Source organism: Mesorhizobium sp. M1E.F.Ca.ET.045.02.1.1 (assembly GCF_003952485.1).
Lineage (GTDB): Bacteria > Pseudomonadota > Alphaproteobacteria > Rhizobiales > Rhizobiaceae > Mesorhizobium.
The window spans coordinates 5,897,422-5,919,017 of record NZ_CP034447.1 but is presented as its reverse complement, the minus strand read 5'-3'; the positions used below and the strand labels follow the sequence as shown (position 1 = coordinate 5,919,017).

At 65.8% G+C, this 21,596-nt stretch carries 24 protein-coding genes; 14 read left to right on the top strand and 10 right to left on the bottom strand.

Annotated elements, in window-relative coordinates:
• Nucleotides 1-221: 221 nt before the first annotated feature.
• A complete protein-coding gene (locus EJ070_RS28705) occupies nt 222-494 on the bottom strand; it encodes a hypothetical protein (RefSeq protein WP_126094374.1) in 273 nt (90 codons plus the stop codon).
• An 87-nt stretch (nt 495-581) separates the two neighbouring features.
• On the bottom strand, nt 582-1,331 hold the full coding sequence (locus tag EJ070_RS28700) for a DUF899 family protein (RefSeq protein ID WP_126094373.1): 750 nt from the start codon (nt 1,329-1,331) through the stop codon (nt 582-584).
• Between the two features lie 142 nt (nt 1,332-1,473).
• Between EJ070_RS28700 and EJ070_RS28695 the strand changes: the two genes are divergently transcribed.
• Together EJ070_RS28695 and EJ070_RS28690 are read left to right on the top strand one after the other, a co-directional pair.
• Complete coding sequence (locus EJ070_RS28695; RefSeq protein ID WP_126094372.1) at nt 1,474-2,694, top strand: helix-turn-helix domain-containing protein; 1,221 nt, start codon at nt 1,474-1,476, stop codon at nt 2,692-2,694.
• A 32-nt stretch (nt 2,695-2,726) separates the two neighbouring features.
• On the top strand, nt 2,727-3,371 hold the full coding sequence (locus tag EJ070_RS28690) for a DUF5074 domain-containing protein (RefSeq protein ID WP_126094371.1): 645 nt from the start codon (nt 2,727-2,729) through the stop codon (nt 3,369-3,371).
• 31 nt (nt 3,372-3,402) lie between these two features.
• Here the strand turns inward: EJ070_RS28690 and EJ070_RS28685 are convergent, their stop codons facing one another.
• The 3 genes from EJ070_RS28685 to EJ070_RS28675 form a co-directional block, all read right to left on the bottom strand.
• Nucleotides 3,403-4,491: an acyltransferase family protein gene (locus EJ070_RS28685; RefSeq protein ID WP_126094370.1), complete on the bottom strand. Its 1,089-nt coding sequence runs from the start codon at nt 4,489-4,491 to the stop codon at nt 3,403-3,405.
• A gap of 128 nt (nt 4,492-4,619) precedes the next feature.
• Nucleotides 4,620-5,852, bottom strand: a complete 1,233-nt coding sequence (locus tag EJ070_RS28680) for an MFS transporter (protein ID WP_245464699.1) — start codon at nt 5,850-5,852, stop codon at nt 4,620-4,622.
• Nucleotides 5,849-6,580 carry an MBL fold metallo-hydrolase gene (locus EJ070_RS28675; protein WP_126094369.1) on the bottom strand — a complete coding sequence of 244 codons (732 nt, stop codon included), beginning with the start codon at nt 6,578-6,580 and terminating at the stop codon, nt 5,849-5,851. The genes EJ070_RS28680 and EJ070_RS28675 overlap by 4 nt, the downstream gene beginning before the upstream one ends.
• Nucleotides 6,581-6,685: 105 nt before the next feature.
• On the opposite strand from EJ070_RS28675, the gene EJ070_RS28670 reads away from it, so the two are divergent.
• Entirely contained in the window at nt 6,686-7,351 is a 666-nt protein-coding gene (locus tag EJ070_RS28670) for a metalloregulator ArsR/SmtB family transcription factor (protein ID WP_126094368.1), read from the top strand.
• A 181-nt stretch (nt 7,352-7,532) separates the two neighbouring features.
• On the opposite strand, the gene EJ070_RS28665 is transcribed toward EJ070_RS28670, so the two are convergent.
• Complete coding sequence (locus EJ070_RS28665; RefSeq protein WP_126094367.1) at nt 7,533-8,177, bottom strand: hydrolase; 645 nt, start codon at nt 8,175-8,177, stop codon at nt 7,533-7,535.
• A 154-nt stretch (nt 8,178-8,331) separates the two neighbouring features.
• Between EJ070_RS28665 and EJ070_RS28660 the strand changes: the two genes are divergently transcribed.
• The 4 genes from EJ070_RS28660 (at nt 8,332) to EJ070_RS28645 (ending at nt 11,556) form a co-directional block, all read left to right on the top strand.
• Nucleotides 8,332-9,225, top strand: coding sequence for a LysR family transcriptional regulator (locus EJ070_RS28660; RefSeq protein WP_126094366.1), 894 nt, complete (start codon nt 8,332-8,334; stop codon nt 9,223-9,225).
• Between the two features lie 181 nt (nt 9,226-9,406).
• A complete protein-coding gene (locus tag EJ070_RS28655; RefSeq protein ID WP_126094365.1) occupies nt 9,407-10,468 on the top strand; it encodes a glycosyltransferase family 2 protein in 1,062 nt (353 codons plus the stop codon).
• A complete protein-coding gene (locus EJ070_RS28650; RefSeq protein WP_126094364.1) occupies nt 10,443-11,135 on the top strand; it encodes a class I SAM-dependent methyltransferase in 693 nt (230 codons plus the stop codon). The genes EJ070_RS28655 and EJ070_RS28650 overlap by 26 nt, the downstream gene beginning before the upstream one ends.
• On the top strand, nt 11,113-11,556 hold the full coding sequence (locus EJ070_RS28645) for a GtrA family protein (RefSeq protein WP_126094363.1): 444 nt from the start codon (nt 11,113-11,115) through the stop codon (nt 11,554-11,556). Before EJ070_RS28650 ends, EJ070_RS28645 begins: the two co-directional genes overlap by 23 nt.
• 20 nt (nt 11,557-11,576) lie before the next feature.
• Here the strand turns inward: EJ070_RS28645 and EJ070_RS28640 are convergent, their stop codons facing one another.
• From EJ070_RS28640 to efp, 3 genes are all read right to left on the bottom strand, one after another.
• Complete coding sequence (locus EJ070_RS28640; protein WP_126094362.1) at nt 11,577-12,200, bottom strand: hypothetical protein; 624 nt, start codon at nt 12,198-12,200, stop codon at nt 11,577-11,579.
• A complete protein-coding gene (locus EJ070_RS28635; RefSeq protein ID WP_245464970.1) occupies nt 12,187-13,350 on the bottom strand; it encodes a hypothetical protein in 1,164 nt (387 codons plus the stop codon). The genes EJ070_RS28640 and EJ070_RS28635 overlap by 14 nt, the downstream gene beginning before the upstream one ends.
• Before the next feature lie 389 nt (nt 13,351-13,739).
• On the bottom strand, nt 13,740-14,309 hold the full coding sequence (gene efp, locus EJ070_RS28630; protein ID WP_126094360.1) for an elongation factor P: 570 nt from the start codon (nt 14,307-14,309) through the stop codon (nt 13,740-13,742).
• 129 nt (nt 14,310-14,438) lie between these two features.
• Between efp and epmA the strand changes: the two genes are divergently transcribed.
• The 7 genes from epmA to lpxK all read left to right on the top strand — a co-directional run bounded on the left by epmA (nt 14,439) and on the right by lpxK (nt 21,343).
• Complete coding sequence (epmA, locus tag EJ070_RS28625; RefSeq protein WP_126094359.1) at nt 14,439-15,482, top strand: EF-P lysine aminoacylase EpmA; 1,044 nt, start codon at nt 14,439-14,441, stop codon at nt 15,480-15,482.
• A 202-nt stretch (nt 15,483-15,684) separates the two neighbouring features.
• Nucleotides 15,685-17,028 carry a TldD/PmbA family protein gene (locus tag EJ070_RS28620; protein WP_126094358.1) on the top strand — a complete coding sequence of 448 codons (1,344 nt, stop codon included), beginning with the start codon at nt 15,685-15,687 and terminating at the stop codon, nt 17,026-17,028.
• The gene (locus EJ070_RS28615) at nt 17,015-17,824 is read left to right on the top strand and encodes a 3'(2'),5'-bisphosphate nucleotidase CysQ (protein WP_126094357.1); all 810 of its coding nucleotides are present in this window, start codon (nt 17,015-17,017) and stop codon (nt 17,822-17,824) included. The genes EJ070_RS28620 and EJ070_RS28615 overlap by 14 nt, the downstream gene beginning before the upstream one ends.
• Before the next feature lie 75 nt (nt 17,825-17,899).
• A complete protein-coding gene (locus EJ070_RS28610) occupies nt 17,900-18,145 on the top strand; it encodes a DUF4170 domain-containing protein (RefSeq protein WP_126094356.1) in 246 nt (81 codons plus the stop codon).
• A gap of 5 nt (nt 18,146-18,150) precedes the next feature.
• Nucleotides 18,151-18,927 (top strand): lysophospholipid acyltransferase family protein, encoded by a 777-nt coding sequence (locus tag EJ070_RS28605; RefSeq protein ID WP_126095938.1) that lies wholly within the window; start codon nt 18,151-18,153, stop codon nt 18,925-18,927.
• Entirely contained in the window at nt 18,924-20,240 is a 1,317-nt protein-coding gene (gene waaA, locus EJ070_RS28600; RefSeq protein ID WP_126094355.1) for a lipid IV(A) 3-deoxy-D-manno-octulosonic acid transferase, read from the top strand. The genes EJ070_RS28605 and waaA overlap by 4 nt, the downstream gene beginning before the upstream one ends.
• A gap of 74 nt (nt 20,241-20,314) precedes the next feature.
• On the top strand, nt 20,315-21,343 hold the full coding sequence (gene lpxK / locus EJ070_RS28595; protein WP_126094354.1) for a tetraacyldisaccharide 4'-kinase: 1,029 nt from the start codon (nt 20,315-20,317) through the stop codon (nt 21,341-21,343).
• Nucleotides 21,344-21,357: 14 nt separating this feature from the next.
• Here lpxK and EJ070_RS28590 read toward each other — a convergent pair whose 3' ends face one another.
• Complete coding sequence (locus EJ070_RS28590; RefSeq protein WP_126095937.1) at nt 21,358-21,591, bottom strand: DUF2093 domain-containing protein; 234 nt, start codon at nt 21,589-21,591, stop codon at nt 21,358-21,360.
• Nucleotides 21,592-21,596: the final 5 nt, after the last annotated feature.

Here is a 21,596-nt window from a genome sequence, read left to right as displayed (position 1 = left end):
TCCTGTCAGGGCCGACAGCCCCTTCGGCAAGCGCGAGTGTCTCGGATGTTATTGGAGCGCAATTGGCGAAGCGATGCGCCACTTGAATGGCGAGTCACAACTTCGTTCGCTGAGGTCGGAATCGCGCGCCGAGTCCAGACGGCCGCACTGCGGTCATTCGAGAACTGGCAACTGGTCGCTTCTGGCGCGCCTAGCGGGCACTTTAACCGCAACCTCAAATCTCATCCCCGCCTTCCCACCAGCCGCAGCCACGGCGCCAGGTGGAAAGCCGCCATCAGAAGATACATCGGCACCATGCCGCTGAGCACGGAGGCTCCAGGCCCGGGCATGCACATCATGTCCTGCCCGCCATAGGCGGCCGTGAGCAGCGCCATGATCGCGAAGGTCGGCGCCGCAGCGAGGCAGAGCCAGTCGGCGAGGCCGAAGCCGCTCAGGGCGGACGGGCTAGGGGTGTTCGTCCTTTCGATGGCGAAATCCGAGTTCTCGATGCTCATCTCATCCACCTGCAAATGGTCTGATTTTCAAGGCTTGCGGAGATCGGCTCTGGCGGCGCGGCTGGCGCCGCCAGAGTCGCTTCGCGCTCAGGCGTCCTTGTTGCGGAACGCCGCTTCGCCGGCATCCGACACCTCGACCCATCTCTGGTCGGGCGCGGCGCCTTCCTCATAGTTGTCGTGCCAGTTCCACCACTTGTAGGTCTGCGTCTGCGGATAGCCCTTGGGCGAATCCTCCCACACCTCCTGGCGGCCGAGCGGGGTGACGTCGAGATAGCTCCACACGGTGCCGAAAGCCTCGTCGCCGCGATTGTTGACGAAATACGTGCGGAAGATGCGGTCGCCGTCGTGGATGAAGACGTTGTGGCCGTGCCATTCGTCGACGCCGAAATCCTTATCCCAGCTGTCGGTGATGGTGTACCAGGGCATCTTCCAGTCCATCCGCTGCTTCAGCCGCTGAATGTCGGCCTGCTGCGCGCGCGAGGCGTAGACGAGCGTGGTGTCGCGGGCGTTGAGATGGGCGAGGTTGCCGACCTGGTCGGCGCCGAGCGAGCAGCCGCGGCAGGCGTGTTCCGGCCAGCCATAGACGCCCGGCTCGAAGAAGGCGCGGTAGATGATCAACTGCCGGCGGCCTTCGAACAGGTCGAGCAGGCTCGCCTTGCCGTTCGGGCCTTCGAACACATAGTCCTTCTCGACAAGCATCCACGGCATGCGGCGGCGTTCGGCGGCTAAAGCGTCGCGGGCGCGGGTCATGGTCTTTTCCTTCACGAGCATCTCCTCGTGCGCGCCTTCCCAGGCCTCTCGCGAAACGACCGGTGGTGTGTGCATTTGCTGGGTCATTGCTCATTCTTTCGGTTTGGTTGAGGGTGACGCGGACAGACATAGGGCCTGACGGCGCGATGGTGAGAGTTACAAGTGTGACGCGATTTGATCCGGCGGGCCCAGAAGCGGGCCCAGAAGCGGGCATCGAGGCGGGCATCGCATGGACTCGCTGATCAACGCCGCCGGCCGCGCGTTGGCATCGGGTGACCCGCTCGGCGCCCTGAAGCGCGTCGCTCTGCGCGACGACGCGCCGGCGCTGGCGCTGCGCGGCATCGCCATGGCGCAGCTCGGCGACTTCGCCAAGGCCAAGGCGCTGTTGAAGAGCGCCGCCCGCGCCTTCAGCCCGAAAGAGGCGGTGGCGCGAGCCCGCTGTGTCGTCGCCGAGGCCGAGATCGCGCTCGTCTCGCGCGATCTCGGCTGGCCGGAGAAGGCGTTGCGGGCCGCCCGAGCGACGCTTCAATCGCATGGCGACCGTGTGAACGCGGCCTATGCCGGAAGCCTCGAGGCGCGGCGCCTGATCCTGATCGGCCGGCTCGACGAGGCCGAACGCCTGCTTGCCGGCTTCGATCCGGCGCCGCTGCCGCCGGTCGCCCGCGTCGCCCACGAGCTCGCCGCCGCCGGCATCGCGGTCAGGCGTCTGAGGACGAAGGTGGCACGCTCGGCGCTCGGCCGGGCGTCGCTCGCGGCCTACCAGGCCAACATTCCCGCGTTGAGGGCCGAGGTCGAAAGCGCGGCGCTGGTGATGAATGCGCCCGTGGCGCGGCTCGTCGCGCGAGGCGCGGAGAAAGCGCTGTTGCTTGATGAGGTCGAGATGCTGCTGGCATCCGGGGCGCTCATAGTCGACGCCTGCCGCAACGTCGTGCGCAAGGCCGATACGGTGGTCTCGCTGGCGACGCGGCCGGTGCTGTTCGCGCTGGCGCGCACGCTGGCCGAAGCCTGGCCGGCCGATGCTTCGCGGGAGGTACTGCTGAGACGCGCCTTCAGGGCCAGGCACGCCGATGAATCGCATCGTGCGCGGCTCAGGGTCGAGATGGGCCGGCTGCGCGCCGAATTGGGCGCGCTGGCCGAAATCAACGCGACGGCGGCCGGCTTCGCCCTCACGCCGCTGAACGCCGCCGAGGTCGCGGTGCTGGCGCCGCCTGTCGAGGAGGAGCACGGCGCTGTGCTCGCCTTCCTCGCCGACGGCGAGTCTTGGTCGAGCTCGGCGCTGGCGATCGCGCTCGGCGCCAGCGCGCGCACCGTGCAGCGGGCTCTGGAAGAGCTTTCGACGGCAAGCAAGGTGCAGGCGGTCGGCCGCGGCAGGGCGCGCCGCTGGATGATGCCGCCGATGACCGGATTCCCGACTGTGTTGTTACTCCCGGGTCCGCTGCCGAGCGACTAGTCTCCCGGCCATTGTTCAGATGGAGATCGAAAATGAAACGAGCCGCTGCCGAGATCCTGCGCGAATATGGACCCTTTCCGGACGCCGAGCGCGTCAATGGCGTCACCTACGACGGCAAGAATGTCTGGTTCGCCACCGGCGATAAGCTGAAGGCGCTTGACCCGGAGAGCGGCAAGATCGTGCGATCGATCGACGTCGCCTCGCATGCCGGGACCGCCTTCGACGGCGAGCACCTCTACCAGATTGCCGAGGACCGCATCCACAAGGTCGACCCCAAGACTGGCAAGGTCGTCGCCACCATCCCGGCCCCCGGCAATGGCGGCGATTCAGGCATGGCCTGGGCCGAAGGTTCGCTCTGGGTCGGCGAATACAGGGCACACAAGATCCATCAGATCGATCCTGAAACGGGCAAGGTGATCCGCACCATCGAGTCGAAGCGCGTCGTCACGGGCGTCACCTGGGTCGATGGCGAGCTCTGGCACGCCACCTGGGAAGGCGAGGAGGGCGACCTGCTGCGCATCGATCCCGAGACCGGCGACGTGCTGCAGGAGGTAGCGATGCCCTCCGGTGTGTCTGGACTGGAATCCGATGGTGGCGGCTGCTTCTTCTGCGGCGGCGGCAGCAGCGGCAAGATCAAGGCCGTGCGCCGTCCCGGACACGCTGGCAAGCAACCGTAGCCGGCGGCTGACCGAGACGAAACAGGCGGCCTCAGGCCGCCTCGCGCGCCGGCTGGGCAACGCCCTTGTTTGAGACCTGGCCGGCATTCGGCCTGTCGATATGCGCCCAGGCCGGCCGCTCGAACAGGAAGTTTCCGAAGCCGGTGCGCTTGATGATGAAGTAGAGCACTACCGGGCTGATGACCGAGACGAGCAGCACCGCGAGGCTGAGCATTCCGGTGTCGGTCAGAAGGCCGCTGGCGAGCGCCAGACCGCGGAAGATCGACATTGGGATGGTGAAGGCGACATAGACGACCAGCGAATGCTCCCCGAGCCAGCGCAGCCATTCCATCGAAGCGAATTTCGACAGGAAGCCACCCAGCACGCAAAGCGCCACCGCGCCCGCGACGGCCAGCGCAAGATGCAGCGGCGGCCATGCCGCAAGACCCATCTGCATGCCGACCGGCTGAACGGCATAACCCGGCGAATAGACGAGCAGGCCGTTGACGGTCGCCCACACGACCAATCCGGCGACGGCGATCGCCGGACGGGCTTGCGTCCACGCAACGAGCCGGAACACCAGCGGCGCCATGACGAAGCCGAGATAGAAGAACACGAAATAAGCCGCGAACTGCTCGAAGACATAGCTATCTGGACGCGGCGCCCACATCTGCAGCGCGGCAGCAGCCAAGATGACGATCCAGTGCGGCACGTGAAGCTCGCGCAGGACGCGCGCGACGATGCCGAACACCGCCAGCATGTAGATGAACCACAGCACGCCATAGGGTTGGACGACGGCCATCGCGAGGTCGTGCAGCATGCCGGCTGGATCGCGGCTGAAGATGCCGATCTTCAGCCCGATCGAGATGATCGCCCACAGCACGTAGAAATAGAGGTAATGCACGACGCGCCGGTCGATATAGCGCCGCCATGGCCGGTCGATCACCTGCGACAGGAAAAGGCCTGAGATCAGAAAGAATTCCGGCATGCGGAAAGGCGTCGCAAAGCCGATGGCGTAATGGAGGAAGCCGACGCCGCCGGTGTATTCACCGGTGTTGTAGGCGGAATACATCATCACCACCAGGATGATCGAAAGACCTTTTGCCGTGTCCACCCACGGCATGCGCATCGGGCTGCTCATGAACGAACTCGAGGAAAATTCACCTGCGCCATAGTATCGGACGGGCCGAACTCTAGCAGCACGAAGCTTCGGATATCGTAAACGCGGAATTTTACGCAGTGGTGTTATCCGTCGCCTTGCGATTGGGGTTAACGCGCCGTCTCACGCATCGCCACCGCCACGATCGCGCCGGACAGGAAGGTCAGCGCCGCGATTGCTGCGATCGCAACAGCGAAGCCGAAGAAGTCGGCGATCAGGCCCGCCGACAGCGCCCCGATCGCATAGCCGAGGTCGCGCCAGAAACGGTAGACGCTGAGCGAGCGCGCCCGCCAGGAGGGATGCGAGGCGTCCGACACCGCAGCGATCAGGCTGGGATAGACCATCGCCGTGCCGAGGCCGAGAAGGAGGCTCGCCAGCAGCCACCAGCCGAAATCGCGCGTCATGGCGGTGGTGAGAAGTCCCGCCGCCTGCACCCACATGCCGGCGACGATCAGGCCCTTGCGGCCCCACTGATCGCTGAGCGGCCCGGTCGCGACCTGGAACACGCCCCAGACGGCAGGATAGACCGCCTTGAGGATGCCGATCCGCTCGACGCCGAGCCCATTGGCGACGAAGAAGAGCGGAAAGAGCCCCCAGCTCATGCCGTCGTTGAGATTGTTGACGAGGCCCGCCTGCGAGGCCGCGAACAGGTTGCGGTCGCGAAAGGAGGTCAGCAAGAAGATCTCTCGGAAGCCGAGCGGGGAAGCAGCTTTGGGATGGTTGGCCAATTCCAGCCGCACATGCTCGCGCGTGTCGCGCACCAGAAGGATCGACAGCGCGGCGCCCAGGATCGCGTAGCCGACGCCGAGATAGATCGGCACCGGGCGCAGCCCGTAGCGGCTTGCCAGATAGCCGGTGAGAAAAGCGGTGATGCCGACGGCGAGATAGCCGGCGAACTCGTTGAGGCCGACGGCGAGCCCGCGCGATTTCGGCCCGACCAGATCGACCTTCATGATCACCGTCATCGACCAGGCAAGCCCCTGGTTGATGCCGAGCAGCGCGTTGGCGGCGACGATCCAGCCCCAGCTCGGCGCCGCGATGATTATGAAAGGCACCGGCAGGCCGAACAGCCAGCCGAGGACGAGCACCCGCTTGCGGCCCCATGTGTCGGCAAGCTGTCCGGAGACGAGATTGGCGCAGGCCTTGACCACGCCGAAGCTGACGATGAAGGAGGTGACGAGCGTGGTGGAAGCGACGCCGAATTCCTCCGCGCCGATCAGCGGCACGACGGTCCGCTCGATGCCGACCATGCCGCCGACGAAGGCGTTGATCAGCACCAGCAACGCGAATTGCTTCCAGTTGGCCTTGAGGCCGAGCGCGACGCCGGATGCGACTGCGCTCAAGATTGCGCTCCGGCGTTCGCGGCCCGGGTTTTGGCGGCGTTCGGCGGCGGGGGAGGGATGTCGGAGGTCATGGCGGCGACGAACTGGTCCTCGTCCTCGATGCGGAAGGCCTTGTTGAAGCGCCGTTCGAAGCCGATCGTCGATGTCGGCTTGCCGCTCAGCGATCGCCCGCACACCGACCCGGAATAGGCGCCCGGCAGCACCTCGATATGGTCGGGCAGTTCCTTCAGCCGTCGTACGCTGGCATAGAGCGCCCGGGCGCCGTCCTCGGCACTCGAGGCAAGCTCGGTGCGGCCGAGATCGCCGACCATCAGCGTGTGGCCGGTGAGCACGAACCAGGGTTCGGTCGACCGGGTCCGGTCGGTGACAAGGAGGCTGAGGTGCTCCGGCGTGTGGCCCGGCGTATGCATCACGGTCGCCGTCACATTGCCGAGCTCCAGCACCTCGCCGTCCTTCACCCGCCGGAACGGGAAGCCCGCCTCGGCGCCTTCGAACAGCACGTATTCGGCGCCGGTCGCCTCGGCCAGCGCTCGCCCGGCCGAGATATGGTCGGCGTGGATATGCGTGTCGACGACGTAGAGGATGCGCATGCCGGTCGCGCGCGCGGCCTCGACATAGGGCGCGATGTCGCCGACCGGGTCGACGACCGCCGCGGAAGCCTTGCCGCCGCAGCCGAACAGGTAGGAAGCGGCAACCGGGTCGGTATGCAGGAACTGCCTGAGAATCATCGCTTTTCCTCCGCGCCGTGCGCCAACCCGTGCGAGCAGCCCGGCTTGACAGCAATGGTCGAAACCGTCATTCAATTATTCTATTGAATGACGGTAGAAAGGCCGATGTCAATCCGCAATCCGAAACAGGCGCTCTACGAGCAGTTCGCGGTCGTCGCCAAGGCGCTCGGCCATCCGCTGCGCCTGGAAATGATCGAGCATCTGGCGCAAGGCGCACGCAGCGTCGAAGCGCTGGCGGCCAAGCTCGGCCAGCCCGTCGCCAACATCTCCCAGCATCTGCAGGCGCTGCGCCGCGCCGGCATCGTTTCGGCCCAGCGGGATGGAAAATTCGTGCATTACTCGCTCGCGGATGACAGCGTGCTCAATGCCTTCGCGTCGGTGCGCGCGGTCGCCGAGCGGCAGCTCGCCGAAGTCGATCGCATTGTGCGTGGCTATTTCGGCGCACGTGACGACATGCGGCCGGTCGGGCGCGACGAACTCCAGGGGCTGATGCGAGACGGCCTGGTGACGCTGATCGATGTCCGCCCGCCCGACGAGTTCGCGCTCGGCCATGTGCCCGGCGCGATCAACGTTCCGCTCGGCGAGATCAAGGCCTGGTCCCGCGGTGCCGATACCAGCCTGGAAATCGTCGCCTACTGCCGCGGCCCCTGGTGCGTGATGTCCTTCGAGGCGGTGGCCGCGCTGCGCTCGCTTGGCCATTCCGCGCGCCGCCTGGAGGACGGCATGCCGGAATGGAAAGCCGCCGGCCTGCCGGTGGAAATGGTCGCCTGACGGTGTGGCTGATTAGGCGGGGCGGAATGCCCGCGGGCCGAAAGGGCCCGCGGCTGCGGCATTTGCGTTCATTGGATCTGTTCCCGAGATTACAGGGGCCTCTCTGCAGGGCGAGGATGGCGAGGGCCGGCAAACGGATCGATCCCGACCCTCACCGAAGTGCTCGCCATCCCGACCCGGATCAGCCAGCTACGGGCGTGTTGAGAAGCTGCTGCTCCCAAAGATACGCGATGCCGCTGCCGCCGAAGTGCTGGATGAGAATCTCGGTCAGCTCCTCGACATGCTCGGTGCGCGCCCAATCGCGTTGCCATTCGCCAGCGAGCGCCATCACGGTCATCACGTTCGCGCCGGCCACGATCATTCGCTGTATAGCAACTTCGTGAGACTCCTTCGAAATCCCGCCCGACGCGTCGGTGATCACGGTCACGTCCCAGCCTTCGCCGGCGGCCTGGATCACAGGCATTGCGACGCAGACCTCGGTCCACAGGCCGGCGATGATCAGCTGCTTGCGGCCGGTCGCCTTGACGACGTTCACCACATTCTCGTCCTGCCAGGTGTTCACCCAGGTGCGATCGATGACTTCCTGGTCCGGAAATACGTCGGTGATCTGCTTAAAGAGAAGTCCACCGCGCGCCGCGATCACGCTGGTGAGAATGGTCGGAACATTGAAGGCTTTTGCTAGCTTCGCCAGCGCGGTCGTGTTGTTGACCACCATGTGCGGATCGTGGCTGTTCAGGTTCGCGAGTTGATAAGGCTGGTGATCGATCAGAACGAGGACCGAGTCTTCAGGACGAAGAAGCGAATCAAGTCCGTTACGAGGGGTCATCAAGACTTCCTTTCTCTGCCGCTATGGACGGCAATGGGGTGACGGGAGACATGCGTCAGGGGGCGACGTTGCCTGGACGCAATTTGCTGTTCCTTTTGGCGATGCGGTAGTGCCATAGTCAGGCAAGCTGTGTCGCGAAACGAGGAACGCCAAATTGGACATCGAAGATCTACAGACATTCGTCGCTGTGGCCGATGCCGAGGGCGTATCGGCTGCCGCGCGCCGGCTCGGCGTCTCCAAGTCAATCGTCAGCCGGCGGCTTTTCCGGGTTGAAGCGGAACTCAGCGTCCAACTGCTTGCCCGCACGACCCGCGGCGCCGCGCTTACGGAAGCGGGAATCACGTTCAGAGACCATGCGGCCCGAGCCATCGCCGAGATCGATACGGCCAGGGAAACGATGCTCCCAACCGGTGAGCTGCGCGGCCGCCTGAGGGTTGCCATGCCGCTTTCTTTTGGCCCGACCCACTTCGCTCCCGTGCTTGCGGAAATGGCGCAACACCACCCGCAACTCCAAATCCATACCTCCTACAGCGATCGCTTCGTCGATCTGATCGCCGAAGGTTTCGATTGCGCGATCCGGGTTGGTTACCTTCAGGACTCCAACCTGATCGCGAAGCGCGTCGGGCCGATCTATGGAAAGCTTGTCGCAAGCCCGGATTACATCAAAGCGCACGGTTCACCTGAGACGGTAGAGCAACTCGTCAACCATCAGGCCCTCATGCAAGGAACGGAAGCCTGGCAGTTCATGGATGGCGACAAGATCGTCACGGTTCAGCCGCAGGGCAGGTTCAAGGCCGACAACGCTACGGCGCTTGCCGCCGCCGCAGTGGCAGGGCTCGGCATCGCCTGGCTCCCTGATTGCATCACGTATGACTATGTGGCCTCCGGTGCGCTCGTTCCGATTATGACACGCTATCCTCCACCTTCGGCAGGCGTGTATGTCGTCCGGCCGCCGGGTCAGCACCCCGCACGGAAAGTCCGGATCCTTATCGAAATGCTGATCGAGTACTTCGCACGAAATCCGGACGTTTGGGGTCTCGACCGTTAAAACAGGAACGGGGCGAAGAGCACGGCCGGCTTGTAACGCGGCCGAGCCGGGCAAGGATCGGTGACAGCGCGTCAATGGCATCGGCTTGACCGCCCGGCCCGGCAAATCCGACGTCCTGCCCTTCTTTCACAAATTAGCGATTACTCATGGAACCTTGTGGCCGGTGTTCCATTGCAACCGAATGCAAGAGCATGTCCAGCGCTTCCGGACGCGGGCACCGTCCCCACGCTACTCATTGGTGCTGCCGATATACAATGAGGAAGAGGTATTGCCCCTGCTGGTCGAGCGGATCAGCGCACTGATCGCGAAACTGGACGGAGAGGCCGAGGTCATCTTCGTCGACGACGGCAGCAGCGATCGAAGCGTGAGCTATTTGCGCCGCATGGTCGCCGCCGAACCAAGCTTCCGCCTGATCGAGCTTTCCCGCAACTTCGGCCACCAGATCGCCATCACCGCCGGCATGGAAGCAGCCGCCGGCGAGGCCGTCATCGTCATGGACGCCGACCTGCAGGATCCGCCCGAGGTCGTTCTCGACCTGGTGGCGAAGTGGAAGGAGGGCTTCGAGATCGTCTATGCAAGGCGCGTCAGGCGCGAGGGCGAAACCTGGTTCAAGCGCTTCACCGCCAGCCTTTTCTATCGGCTGCTGGAGAGGATGACGCCTGTCGACATCCCGCGCGACGTCGGCGATTTCCGCCTCGTCGGCCGCAAGGCGCTGGACACGTTCAGGCGCATGCCCGAGCACGACCGTTTCGTCAGGGGCATGTTCGGCTGGATGGGTTTCAAGCAGGCGGCGGTGCCGTTCGAGCGCCCGGCGCGGACGCTTGGCGAAACCAAATACCCGTTCTGGAAGATGATGCGGCTTGCGATCCACGGCATCGTCAGCTTTTCGGAGCGGCCTCTGCAACTGGCGCTGCTTACCGGATTGGCGATTTCCGCTCTCGCCCTTGTGTTCGGCGCCTATGCCATCCTGGCCTGGATCCTCGAGACCGGCGTGATTGCCGGCTGGACATCCACGGTGGTGATCGTGTCGCTGCTCATCGGCATCAATCTCTTCATGACCGGCGTGATCGGCCTTTATGTCGGCAGCATCCACGCGGAAGTGAAACGGCGCCCGCTCTATGTCGTCGAAAGGCTGAGCGGCTTCGATCGGCCGATGCGCGTCGCCTCCCGCGATAAGCGCGCATCGTTTCGCAAGTCTGGGAGCGGGGTTACGGCGAATGTCCGATCTTTTCGACAGCTATAGGTCCAGCTACGGCGAGGCGGTCGAGGGCTCGATCCGGTTCTCCGGGCTGAAGCATGATTTCTTCCTGCGTGCCAAGGCCGAGCTTTTGCGACGCCTGATTGTCGAGCAAGACCTTCGGCGGGGCAGAGCAGGCGTGCGCGCGCTCGATGTCGGCTGCGGCGTGGGCTCACTTCATCCCCATCTCGCGGATGTCTTCGATCGCCTCGACGGCTGCGACGTGTCGGAGGAGTCGCTCTCGCGCGCCAGTAGGGAGAACCCGCGCGTCGCCTACAGCACCTGCACCACCTCGCGCCTGCCGTACCCCGACGGCATGTTCGACCTGGCGTTCGCCAGCTGCGTCGTCCACCACGTGCCGCCTGCGGCGTGGCTGGATTTCTTCCGCGAGATGCGGCGCGTCGTGCGACGAGGCGGGCTTGCCTGCATCATCGAGCACAATCCCTACAACCCGCTGACCCGCATGGCAGTGTCGAGGTGCCCGTTCGACAAGGACGCTGTCCTGCTCAGCGCTGGCAAGGCAGCATCGCTGCTTGGGCAGGCGGGCTTCCGCGACGTCCGCTGCGAGCATTTTCTGCTCCTGCCGTCGGCCAGACCACTTTCCCGGAAACTGGAGCGCTCGCTGGCCGCCCTGCCGCTCGGAGCGCAATATGCCTGTGTCGCACGCGTCTGAACATCGTTCCGGCGCCGGCCTGAAGCTCCTGGCGCGCTTCGGCTCGGTCGGCGTCGTCGCCACCATCCTCTATGCCGCCCTGGCAGCGGTCTTTGCCGGATCGGAGCGGATCGGCCTCGGGCCTGTCGAAGCCTCGTTGGCGGCCTATGCAGGCGCGGCCCTGTTTTCCTATCTCGCGCACAAGTTCTTCACCTTCATGTCGGACGGATCGCATCGCTCGCAGGCGCCCCGTTTCGCGCTGCTGACGGCGATCGGCCTCGCCGTGGCCTACGCGGCGCCGTGGCTGCTGACGGTGAAGCTCGGCCTGCCGCTCTTCGTTCCCGTTCTCCTCACCTGCCTGGTCATCCCGGCGCTCAACTTCCTCGTGCTCGACCGGTGGGTCTTTGCCGAGCGTCGCCCACAGGACGGCGGGTCGACCTGAGCGCGATCCGCAGAGATGCTTCAAAGCGCATCCAGCCGAAACGACGTCAGCTTGATGGCGCGGTTGTAGATATTGCTGGCGTCGGGGCTTTGTGGGATCCCATCGGGATAGTCGAAGACCAGTTCCAGCCTCGCCCTGCCGGCCAGCGCGGCTTGCGGAATCACGAAGGACACCGTTGCTGGCCCGGCGCCCGCCAGCGTCGCCCGATGTACCTCGGTGCCGTTCGCCGAGATGACGATCCTTTGCGAGGTCTGCGGCGGGCGGATGACGGGGATGATTTCGAGCGTCGCCTGAAGCCCGTCGCGGAGTGGCGGCAGGGCAAGGCGCAGGCGCGAGGTCTCGCCCAGCGAATGGGTGCCGTCGGCCACCGGCCCCGACCAGCCGCAGACCATCATGCCCATCGCCTCACTGGCGCCGTCGGAGCGGAACGAGACAGTCCGGCCCGGCGTGTAGCGCCCGACGGCGTCGCGATTGAGGCAGGTCGTCGTCTTGTCGATGTAATAGGCGCGATAGTCGTCGTCGACTTGAGGATTGAGGGCAAGCGCAAGGATGGCGATTTCGGCCGCGGCAAGAGCGCCTGCCAGGGCGTAGCCGGCGAGTGTGAGCGGGGGAATGGCCGATCTCGTCGGCTCAGACCAGGGCAAGATAGCCTCCAAGCCATGCGAGGGTCATGAAGTAGCAGGTGGTGAGGAAGACGATCAGGGCCACCGCAAATGTCGGCTTCGACGCCGACAGCAGCACGGCCGCCAGCATCGTCAGCGGCGCAAGGCCGACCACATAGCGGACCATGGAGGCCAGGTTCGAGGTCAGCGGCAGGATGAGGGCGATCGCGCAGAACAGCGCCGCGCCATATTGCCTGCGAGCCGCCAGCACGCCCGTCAGCGCCAGTCCGCCGATCGCCGTCAGCGCGCTCCATTGCGGCGCCGAGGGCAGCCAACCGGACGCGGGGTGATAGGAAAGCCCGTCCCACAGGAACAGGAGCGGGCTGCCCCCCACACGCCCGAACGCGCGCTGGACATGGGCGAATGCGAACCCGTCCCCGAGCGTGACATGCAGGAAGAACATAAAGGCGAACACGCCGGCTGGCGAGATGAGTATGGCAATGATGAGATCCGGCCGGCCAAGCAGCCGGCGCGGGAAAGCGCTCGCCGATCCGCCCTTGGCGCGATGCTCCTCGAACATGCGCATGACGATCGCCAGAACGGCAAAGACGCCGACCGGCCGCGTCGCCGAAAGAAGCGCGCAGGACAGGCCGGCCGCGAGATAGTTCGAGCGTTTGAGCGCCAGGAAAAGGCATGACGTCAAAAGCACGAACAGCGGCTCGGTGAGGAAGGTGGCGAAATAGAAGGAGAACGGGCCGCTCAGCAGGAAGGCGCAATAGAGCACATAGGCACGCATGTTCTTGTCCATAAGCGGCCACGCCGTCAGGCACGAGACGTAGCCGCATGCCAGCGATATCGCCGTGGCTATCAGGATTGTGGGGACAGGAAGAATGGCGCGGACCGCCGCCACCAGCATCGGATAGAGCGGAAAGAATCCCCATCGTCCGATATTGGTATGGCCCGGGATCGGAAAGCGCTCATAGCCCTGCTCGGAAATGTCCACATACCAGGTGCAATCCCACTTGCAGAAAGCGCGAACGTACGCCGTGAGGCTCGTAGCCGGCGACACCGACGCAAATGCGCCATAGCGGATGGCAAGACCGATCAACAGGAATAGCAGCGGCACCGCCGCAATCACCGTGAGGCGAATGCCCCTCTTCGCACGCGCCACATCTTCAATTGCCAAATCCACCCGTCCGGATGGCATCGCCAACGGCTCCGCATCGGGCCGGCGTCCTGGCGACCTGGCCTGGCCGTCCGATACTGCATACGTAAAGCGGCGGCGGGATTTTTGTTCCGCTGCACACTGCTTCAGCACTGCACCGACCCTCTCCCACAACAGGAAAGAGGCTGTTGCTGATGGCGCACCTAACGTTCCCCGCGACCACGACCTCCAGCATGATCATACGTGACGTCTGCTTGCGGACCGAGGCAAAGCTGGTCTTTACGTCCGACATGGGCGCGAAGATGCAGTTCCGCGCGCGACGGTTACGAAAGCCACCTTAGCCGGGGGAGGATTTATGCTGATGGTGGTCCGCCTGGTCGCAGGCGAGCCCGCGGTAATTGGGCTGCGGTGAGACGTCAGTCCTTGGCGCGCTCGACGTAGGAACCGTCGGCGGTCATCACCACCACGCGCGTCCCGGCGGAGATGTGCGGCGGCACGGCCGTGCGCACGCCGTTGGAGAGCACGGCCGGCTTGTAGGACGAAGACGCCGTCTGGCCCTTGGTGACCGGCTCGGTGTCGACCACCTCGAAGACGGCGCGCTGCGGCAGCACCAGCGAGATCGGCACGCCGTTGAACTGCGCCAGTTGCACGGCCATGCCTTCCTGCAGGTAGGGCGCCATGTCGCCGACCACGCTTTCCGGGGCCACGACCTGGTCGTAGCTTTCCGGGTTCATGAAATGGAAGCCTTCGCCGTCGGAATAGAGGAAGGTGTGCTCGCGCTCCTCGACATAGGCGCGCTCGACCATCTCGGTCGTGCGGTAACGCTCCGAAACCTTCACGCCGTCGCCGATGCGGCGCATGTCGAGTTGGGTTACCGGCGTACCCTTGCCAGGGTGGATGTTTTCGGCAAAGAGGATCACATAGAGCTTGCCGTCCTTATCGACGACATTGCCTTTGCGTAGCGAACTGGCGATGACCTTGACCACGATATTCAATCCCAATCGAGTTTTTCGGCCTGCAAGCGTTGAGCGCCACAAATCGGCGACGGCGGCCTTCGCGTGCGCCCTAGCGCATCTTGCGCCGAACCGCCAGCCTTCCGCGCGATTTTCCTGCCCATGACCGCCGCTTCGCCCTGGTGGACGCCGCATATCCATGCCGACCGCCGGCCCCGGCTGATGGCGCGCAACGCCATTGCGAATGCCTTGCGCGGCTGGTTCTCGACGCGCGATTTCGTCGAGGTGACGACCTCGGCGCTGCAGGTCTCGCCCGGCAACGAGGCGCATCTTGCGGCCTTCGCCACCGAGGCGATCGGCCCAGACGCATCGCGCCAACCGCTCTATCTCCACACCTCGCCGGAATTCGCCTGCAAGAAGCTGCTCGCCGCCGGCGAGAAGCGCATCTTCAGCCTCGGCGCGGTCTGGCGCAACCGCGAGCGCGGGCCGCTGCATCATCCAGAATTCACCATGCTCGAATGGTACCGCGTCGGCGAGACTTATGAGAGTCTGATGGCCGACTGCGCCGAATTCCTGGCCTTGGCGGCGGAAAAGGCCGGCGCCAAGAGCTTCCGTTTCCGTGGCCGCGAGGCCGATCCCTTCGGCGAACCGGAGCGGCTGAGCGTCGCCGAAGCCTTCTTGGCGTATGCCGGCATCGACCTGCTGGCGACCGTCGCGGCTGACGGCAGCACCGATCGCGACGCGCTCCACGCGGCGCTGATCCGCGCCGGCCTGCGCACGGCGCCCGACGATAACTGGGCCGACCTGTTCAGCAGGGTAATGGTCGAAAAGGTCGAGCCGGCGCTGGGGCAGGGCCGCGCCACCATCCTCTACGGCTACCCGGTATCGGAGGCAGCACTTGCCCGGCCGAGCGCTGAGGACCCGCGCATTGCCGAGCGCTTCGAGCTCTATTGCTGCGGTGTCGAGCTGGCCAACGCCTTCGGCGAACTGACCGATCCGGCCGAGCAGCGCCGCCGTTTTGTCGCCGAGATGGACGAGAAGGAACGCGTCTATGGCGAGCGCTATCCGCTGGACGAGGATTTCCTCGAAGCGCTTGCCGTCATGCCTGAGGCGAGCGGTGCGGCGCTCGGCTTCGACCGGCTGGTGATGTTGGCGACGGGTGCCGCCAGGATCGAGGATGTGATCTGGGCGCCGGTGGCCGGTTGATCTGTGCTCGTTTTCGTGTTGCTGCCGCGGCGGAGCATTTAGCTCTAACCGCGACGATTGCCTTGAGATTGCCGCATCCGCCATTGCACAAGCGGCAATGGAACAATAGATGGTGCGGCAGCATCCGTGATGGTGCGGCAGCATCCATGATGGTGCGGCAGCGGCCGTTTCCCGGGTCGTTTGAACACACAGGACCAAATGCATGACCCATACGCTCGACGCAGCGAAACTGACCGACCGCGTCGCAGCGCTCGTCGAGGCGGCCAAGCGCGCCGGGGCGGACGCCGCCGACGCGGTCGCGGTGCGCGGCCGTTCGGCCGGCGTGTCGGTGCGGCTCGGCAAGGTCGAGGGCACCGAATCGTCGGAGAGCGAGGATGTCTCGCTGCGCGTCTTCGTCGGACAGCGGGTGGCGAGCGTCTCGGCCACCGCCGCCTCCGACCCGAAGGCGCTCGCCGAGCGCGCGGTCGCCATGGCGAAGGTCTCGCCCGAGGATCCCTTCCAGGGCCTCGCCGATCCGGCGCTGCTTGCCCGCAATTTGCGCGACCTCGATCTTTTCGACCCGACCGAGGTTTCGGCCGATCAGTTGAAGGAGGCAGCACTTGCCGCGGAAGCGGCGGCCCTTGCCGTGAAAGGCATCACCAATTCTTCCGGCAGCAACGCCAGCGCCGGGCTGGGTGGGCTGGTGCTCGCCACCTCGCATGGCTTTGTCGGCCAATATGTCGCCTCGCGCTTCTCGCGCTCGACCAGCGTCATCGCCGGCCAGGGCACGGCGATGGAGCGCGACTATGAATTCTCCTCCCGCCAGCATTTCGCCGATCTCGACGCGCCCGAGGAGATTGGCCGCAAGGCCGGCGAGCGTACCGTGCGCCGCCTCGGCGCCCGCAAGGCCGCGACCGGCCCGGTCGACGTGGTGTTCGATCCGCGGGTCGCGCGCGGCATTGCCGGCCACCTTGCCGGTGCCATCAACGGCGCGGCGGTTGCACGCAAGACGAGCTTCCTGCGCGACATGATGGGTAAACAGGTGGCCTCAAGCGCCATCACTGCCACCGACGAGCCGCTGCGGCGCCGCGGGCAGGCCTCGCGCCCGTTCGACGGTGAAGGCGTCGAGGGCGAGAAGCTCTTGATGGTCGAGAAGGGCGTGCTCAATCATTGGTTCCTGTCGACGTCGGCCGCGCGCGAGCTCGGCCTGACCACCAACGGACGCGGCTCGCGCAGCGGCTCCTCCGTTTCGCCGTCCTCGACCAATTTCGCCATCGAGCCCGGCGAGCGCGCGCCGGAGGAACTGATCGCCTCGCTGAAGCGCGGCTTCTACGTCACCGAGGTGTTCGGCCAGGGCGTCGACATGGTGACCGGCGAATACAGCCGTGGCGCTTCCGGCTTCTGGATCGAGAACGGCGCGCTCGCCTATCCGGTGGCCGAGGTGACGATCGCCTCCAACTTGAAGACCATGTTCCTCAACATGGTGCCGGCAAGCGACCTCGACCGCAATTTCGGCACCGCGGCGCCGACGCTCCTGATCGAAGGGATGACCCTTGCCGGTGCTTGACCAGCTTGCCTCGAGCGAGGCGCGTGAAGATCTCGCTCTGCTGCGCCACGCCGCCCGTGAGGCGGGCGCGATCGCCATGCGCTATTTCGGCAACAACCCGCAGGTGTGGATGAAGGGCGGCACCTCGCCGGTGAGCGAGGCCGACCATGCCGCGGACGCCTATCTGCGCGAGACCTTGCTCAAGGCGCGGCCGCATTACGGCTGGCTGTCGGAGGAGACCGCCGACGATCATGCCCGGCTTTTGGCCCGCCGGACCTTTGTCGTCGACCCGATCGACGGAACGCGGGGCTTTCTCGACGGCCTGCATTCCTGGTGCGTCAGCGTCGCCGTGGTCGAGGATGGACGCTCGCTCGGTGGCGTGCTCGAATGCCCGGCCAAGCACGAGACTTATTGGGCGCTGCCGGGCGAGGGCGCTTTCCTCAATGACAAGCGCATCCACGTCCGTGCGCTGGGCGACACCGTCGATATCGGCGGGCCGAAGCCGCTGGTCGACCGCATGCCTGAGGCCTGGCAGGACCGGCTGCGGCGCGCGGCCTACATCCCCTCGCTCGCCTACCGGCTGGCGATGATCGCCAATGGCAAGCTGGATGCGACCTTCGTCAAGCCGAGCGCGCATGACTGGGACATCGCTGCCGCCGACCTGATCCTGGCCGAAGCGGGCGGCTCCCTGCTTGATCGGGGCGGAAAGCCGCCGCGTTATGCCGGCGAGGTGATCAACCACGGCGCGCTCGCCGCCGGCAGCGGCGAACTGCTCGAAGTCGTCGTCGGGGTCATCGCCGGAGCTGACGAAGGGTGAGCCGGTCGCCAGTTCCAAAACCGGCTGCTTTGGTCTAGACCTGTCACAAAACTCATAAGTATGCGAAGGATCGGCATGGCCGTGGAAGACGGAAAGAAACAGCTTTTGCACCTGGTGTTCGGCGGCGAGCTGAAAAAGCTGGGCGGAACCGAGTTTCGTGATCTCGATGCGCTCGACATCGTCGGCATCTACCCCGACTATCGATCGGCGCACGCTGCTTGGAAGGCGAAGGCGCAGGCCAGTGTCGACAATGCCCATATGCGTTATTTCGTCGTTCACCTGCATCGGTTGCTCGACCCGGAAGCAAAGGCAGCCGGTTGACAACGATGGAGCATGAGGCGGTGAAAGGGGCGACGGGGCGCTCCGCCGGGCGAGGCGGGACGCGCACGCTTTGGCGCCGCATCCGCGAGCCGCTCGCCCAGTCGCGATTCGTCAAGAATTTCATCGCCGGCCTGTTCGCCTGGTTCGTCCGCCTGATTCGCATCACCAGCCCGCTGGTCAAAGGATCGACGCAGGTCGCCGGCGGCGCCTATGCGCATCTCGAACCCGGCATCATCGCGCTTTGGCACGGCCAGCATCTCCTGACCCCTGCCTACTATCCCAAGGGCAGGCCGCTGGTCGCCATGGTCTCACGCAGCGCCGATGCCGAGCTCAACGCGCTGATGATCGAGAAATTCGGCATCGAGGCGGTGCGCGGCTCTGGCGGCCGCGACAGTTCGAGGCATCTCGACAAAGGCGGCGCCAAGGCCTTGATCGCGCTCAAGAAATCGCTTGTCGCCGGCAAGAATGTCGCCATGATCGCCGACATTCCGCATGGCACGCCGCGCGACGCCGGGCTGGGCATCGTGCTTCTGGCGCGGCTTTCCGGCCGGCCGATCCTGCCCTCGGCGATCGCCACCAGCCGCCGCAAGGTGCTGGAAAAGAGCTGGGACAAGACCACCATCAACCTGCCGTTCGGCCGCTCCGCGGTCATCGTCGGAACGCCGGTCTTCGTGCCGGCCGACGCCGACGATGCCGAAATGGAGCGCAAGCGCCAGGAGGTCACCGCTTCCCTCAACGCCGCGACGGCCGAGGCCTACCGCCTCGTGGATGGCGCCAAATGAGCGAGCGCTGGGCGCGCACCGCCCTGACGGCCTACCGTTATGCGGGGGCCGTCGCCTACCCGCTGATCGGACCCTATGTCGCCTGGCGCGCCTCGCGCGGCAAGGAGGACCGCGTTCGCCGCCGCGAGCGCTACGGCGTCGCCGGCCGTCCGCGCCCGGAAGGCCCGGTGATCTGGATCCACGCCGCGAGCGTTGGCGAGACGATCGCCGTCGTGCCGCTGGTGGAATCGATCCTCGACTATGGCGTCAACGTCGTGCTGACGACCGGCACCGTGACCTCGGCGAAGGTTGCCGACGAGCGGCTTGGCAGCCGCATCATCCACCAATATGTCCCGCTCGACCTCAAGCCGGCGGTCAGCCGCTTCCTCGATCACTGGCGGCCTGAACTGGCGATCATCGCCGAATCGGAGATATGGCCGATGACCATCCTGGAACTCGGCGCGCGCAACGTGCCGCAGGTCCTCGTCAACGGCCGGCTGTCGGACCGCTCCTTCCGGTCGTGGAAGAAGCGTTCCAGCGTCGCCGAGGCGCTGTTCGAGAACCTTGCCCATGTCGTTGCCCAGTCGGATGTCGACGGCGAGCGTTTCCGAGCGCTCGGCGCCCGGCCGGTCACCGTCTCCGGCAATCTCAAGGTGGACACCAATCCGCCGCCGGCCGACGAGCGGGCGCTGGCGACGCTGCAGCGCCAGATCGGCGGGCGTCCGACCTGGGCGGCGATCTCGACCCATGACGGCGAGGAGGTCGTCGCCGCGGAAGTCCACGCGACCTTGTACAAGCGCCATCACGGCCTGTTGACCATCGTCGTGCCGCGCCATCCCGACCGCGCAGACGCTTTAGCCGCGCAGATCTCCGGCATGGGGCTGACGGTCGCGCGCCGCAGCAAGGGCGATCGCATTACGCCCGACACCGATATCCTGCTCGGCGACACGATCGGCGAGATGGGACTTTACCTGCGACTGACCGAGATCGCCTTCGTCGGCCGCTCGCTGACCTCCGAAGGCGGACAGAATCCGCTGGAGCCGGCGATGCTCGACACGGCCGTGCTCGCCGGCCGCAACGTGCAGAATTTCCGCGAGGCCTATCAGCGCCTGCTCGACCGCGGCGGCGCCAAGCTGGTGCGTGATCGCGATATGCTGGCCGGCGCCGTCAATTTCCTTTTGACTAACGAAGCGGCGCGTCACGAGATGATGGCGGCGGGCGCGGCGACCGTTGACGAGATGCGCGGCGCGCTTCAGCGCACGCTGAAGTCGCTCGAACCCTACATCCAGCCGCTGGTCGTCAAAGCGCGCCTGAAAGGCGCCAACGGGCGCTGACGCATGGCCCCAAAAATCGGCATCGATTTTGGGAAAGGATCAGGCGCAAGCCCGAAGCGCGCGGAACCGGCGCCATGACCAGCGAAGCGCCCCCCTTCTGGTGGGAAAAGCCGGACTGGCGGGTGCTGGCATTGTCGCCGGCGTCGGCTGTCTACGGAATGGTGGCTGGCCGCCGCATGCGCCATGCGCCGCGCGAGAAGGTCGCTGCACCCGTGCTCTGCGTCGGCAATCTCACCGTCGGCGGCAGCGGCAAGACGCCGGTCGCGATCGCGCTGGCGAAACAGGCGAGGCGCATGCAGCTTTCGCCCGGCTTCCTGTCACGCGGCCATGGCGGCTCCTTTGCCAAGCCGCATGTCGTCGACGCGCGGCACGACGCCGCCAAGCATGTCGGCGACGAGCCGCTGCTTTTGGCCGAGCACGCGCCGGTGGCGGTAACGGCGGACCGCGCCGCCGGCGCCAGGTTGCTGATGGAAAAGCATGGCTGCGATTTCCTGATCATGGACGACGGCTTCCAGTCGGCGCGCATCCATATCGACTACGCGCTGGTCGTGGTCGATGCGCGCTTCGGCATCGGCAATGGCCGCGTCATTCCAGGCGGGCCGCTCAGGGCCAAGGTCGTCGACCAGTTGGTCTTCACCAGCGGCCTGCTGAAGATGGGCGAGGGGAGCGCCGCCGATACGGTGGTGCGCCAGGCGGCGCGCGCCGGCCGGCCGGTCTTCCTCGCGCATGTCGAGCCGGCGGACCCGGCGCGCTTTGCCGACGGCCGCTTCCTCGCTTTTGCCGGCATCGGCCATCCCGAAAAATTCTTCGACACGGTACGCGGCGCCGGCGGCGAGGTCGTGCTGTCGCGCGCCTTCCCGGACCATCACTTCTACGCCGCGGACGAACTCGCCGATCTCCTGGCGCTCGCGCGGCGCGAGGGACTGCGCCTCGTCAGCACCGCCAAGGACGCCGCGCGGCTCCGCCACGGCAACGCGCCCGCCGGATTCCTCGCCCAGCTCGACGTCCTCGACATCGAGGCCGTGTTCGAGCTCGATCACGTGCCGGAGCGTATCATCAACGAGACGCTCGACGCCTGGCGGCTGCGCAAGATGCGGGGGTGACGAAGGAGAGGACTCTACCCCCGCTTGCGCAGCTCCGGATGCGCCTCGATCTCGCGGCGCAGCGACGCGGCCGCGCTCACATAGGGCTCCTGCCTGGCGACGCTCCAATATTTGAGCTCGTCCAGCGGAATGCTCTCGCCGGTCACCGCGCAGCGCACGAATGTGCCGGGGCTCGTCACCTGGAAGTCGCCGTCGAGATAGCGGATGCGCGCTTCCTTGCCGCCGGGGCCTTCAAAACGGTTCATCATGAAAT

Bases quoted from the DNA above. Each gene is read 5' to 3' on its own strand.
- EJ070_RS28665 (WP_126094367.1), bottom strand. From the start codon at position 8,177: ATGACCCCTCGTAACGGACTTGATTCGCTTCTTCGTCCTGAAGACTCG.
- EJ070_RS28610 (WP_126094356.1), top strand. From the start codon at position 17,900: ATGGCCGTGGAAGACGGAAAGAAACAGCTTTTGCACCTGGTGTTCGGC.
- EJ070_RS28705 (WP_126094374.1), bottom strand. From the start codon at position 494: ATGAGCATCGAGAACTCGGATTTCGCCATCGAAAGGACGAACACCCCT.
- EJ070_RS28650 (WP_126094364.1), top strand. From the start codon at position 10,443: ATGTCCGATCTTTTCGACAGCTATAGGTCCAGCTACGGCGAGGCGGTC.
- EJ070_RS28645 (WP_126094363.1), top strand. From the start codon at position 11,113: ATGCCTGTGTCGCACGCGTCTGAACATCGTTCCGGCGCCGGCCTGAAG.
- waaA (WP_126094355.1), top strand. From the start codon at position 18,924: ATGAGCGAGCGCTGGGCGCGCACCGCCCTGACGGCCTACCGTTATGCG.
- EJ070_RS28605 (WP_126095938.1), top strand. From the start codon at position 18,151: ATGGAGCATGAGGCGGTGAAAGGGGCGACGGGGCGCTCCGCCGGGCGA.
- EJ070_RS28695 (WP_126094372.1), top strand. From the start codon at position 1,474: ATGGACTCGCTGATCAACGCCGCCGGCCGCGCGTTGGCATCGGGTGAC.
- EJ070_RS28700 (WP_126094373.1), bottom strand. From the start codon at position 1,331: ATGACCCAGCAAATGCACACACCACCGGTCGTTTCGCGAGAGGCCTGG.
- lpxK (WP_126094354.1), top strand. From the start codon at position 20,315: ATGACCAGCGAAGCGCCCCCCTTCTGGTGGGAAAAGCCGGACTGGCGG.
- EJ070_RS28655 (WP_126094365.1), top strand. From the start codon at position 9,407: ATGCAAGAGCATGTCCAGCGCTTCCGGACGCGGGCACCGTCCCCACGC.
- EJ070_RS28620 (WP_126094358.1), top strand. From the start codon at position 15,685: ATGACCCATACGCTCGACGCAGCGAAACTGACCGACCGCGTCGCAGCG.
- EJ070_RS28685 (WP_126094370.1), bottom strand. From the start codon at position 4,491: ATGAGCAGCCCGATGCGCATGCCGTGGGTGGACACGGCAAAAGGTCTT.
- EJ070_RS28670 (WP_126094368.1), top strand. From the start codon at position 6,686: ATGTCAATCCGCAATCCGAAACAGGCGCTCTACGAGCAGTTCGCGGTC.
- EJ070_RS28690 (WP_126094371.1), top strand. From the start codon at position 2,727: ATGAAACGAGCCGCTGCCGAGATCCTGCGCGAATATGGACCCTTTCCG.
- EJ070_RS28590 (WP_126095937.1), bottom strand. From the start codon at position 21,591: ATGATGAACCGTTTTGAAGGCCCCGGCGGCAAGGAAGCGCGCATCCGC.
- EJ070_RS28675 (WP_126094369.1), bottom strand. From the start codon at position 6,580: ATGATTCTCAGGCAGTTCCTGCATACCGACCCGGTTGCCGCTTCCTAC.
- epmA (WP_126094359.1), top strand. From the start codon at position 14,439: ATGACCGCCGCTTCGCCCTGGTGGACGCCGCATATCCATGCCGACCGC.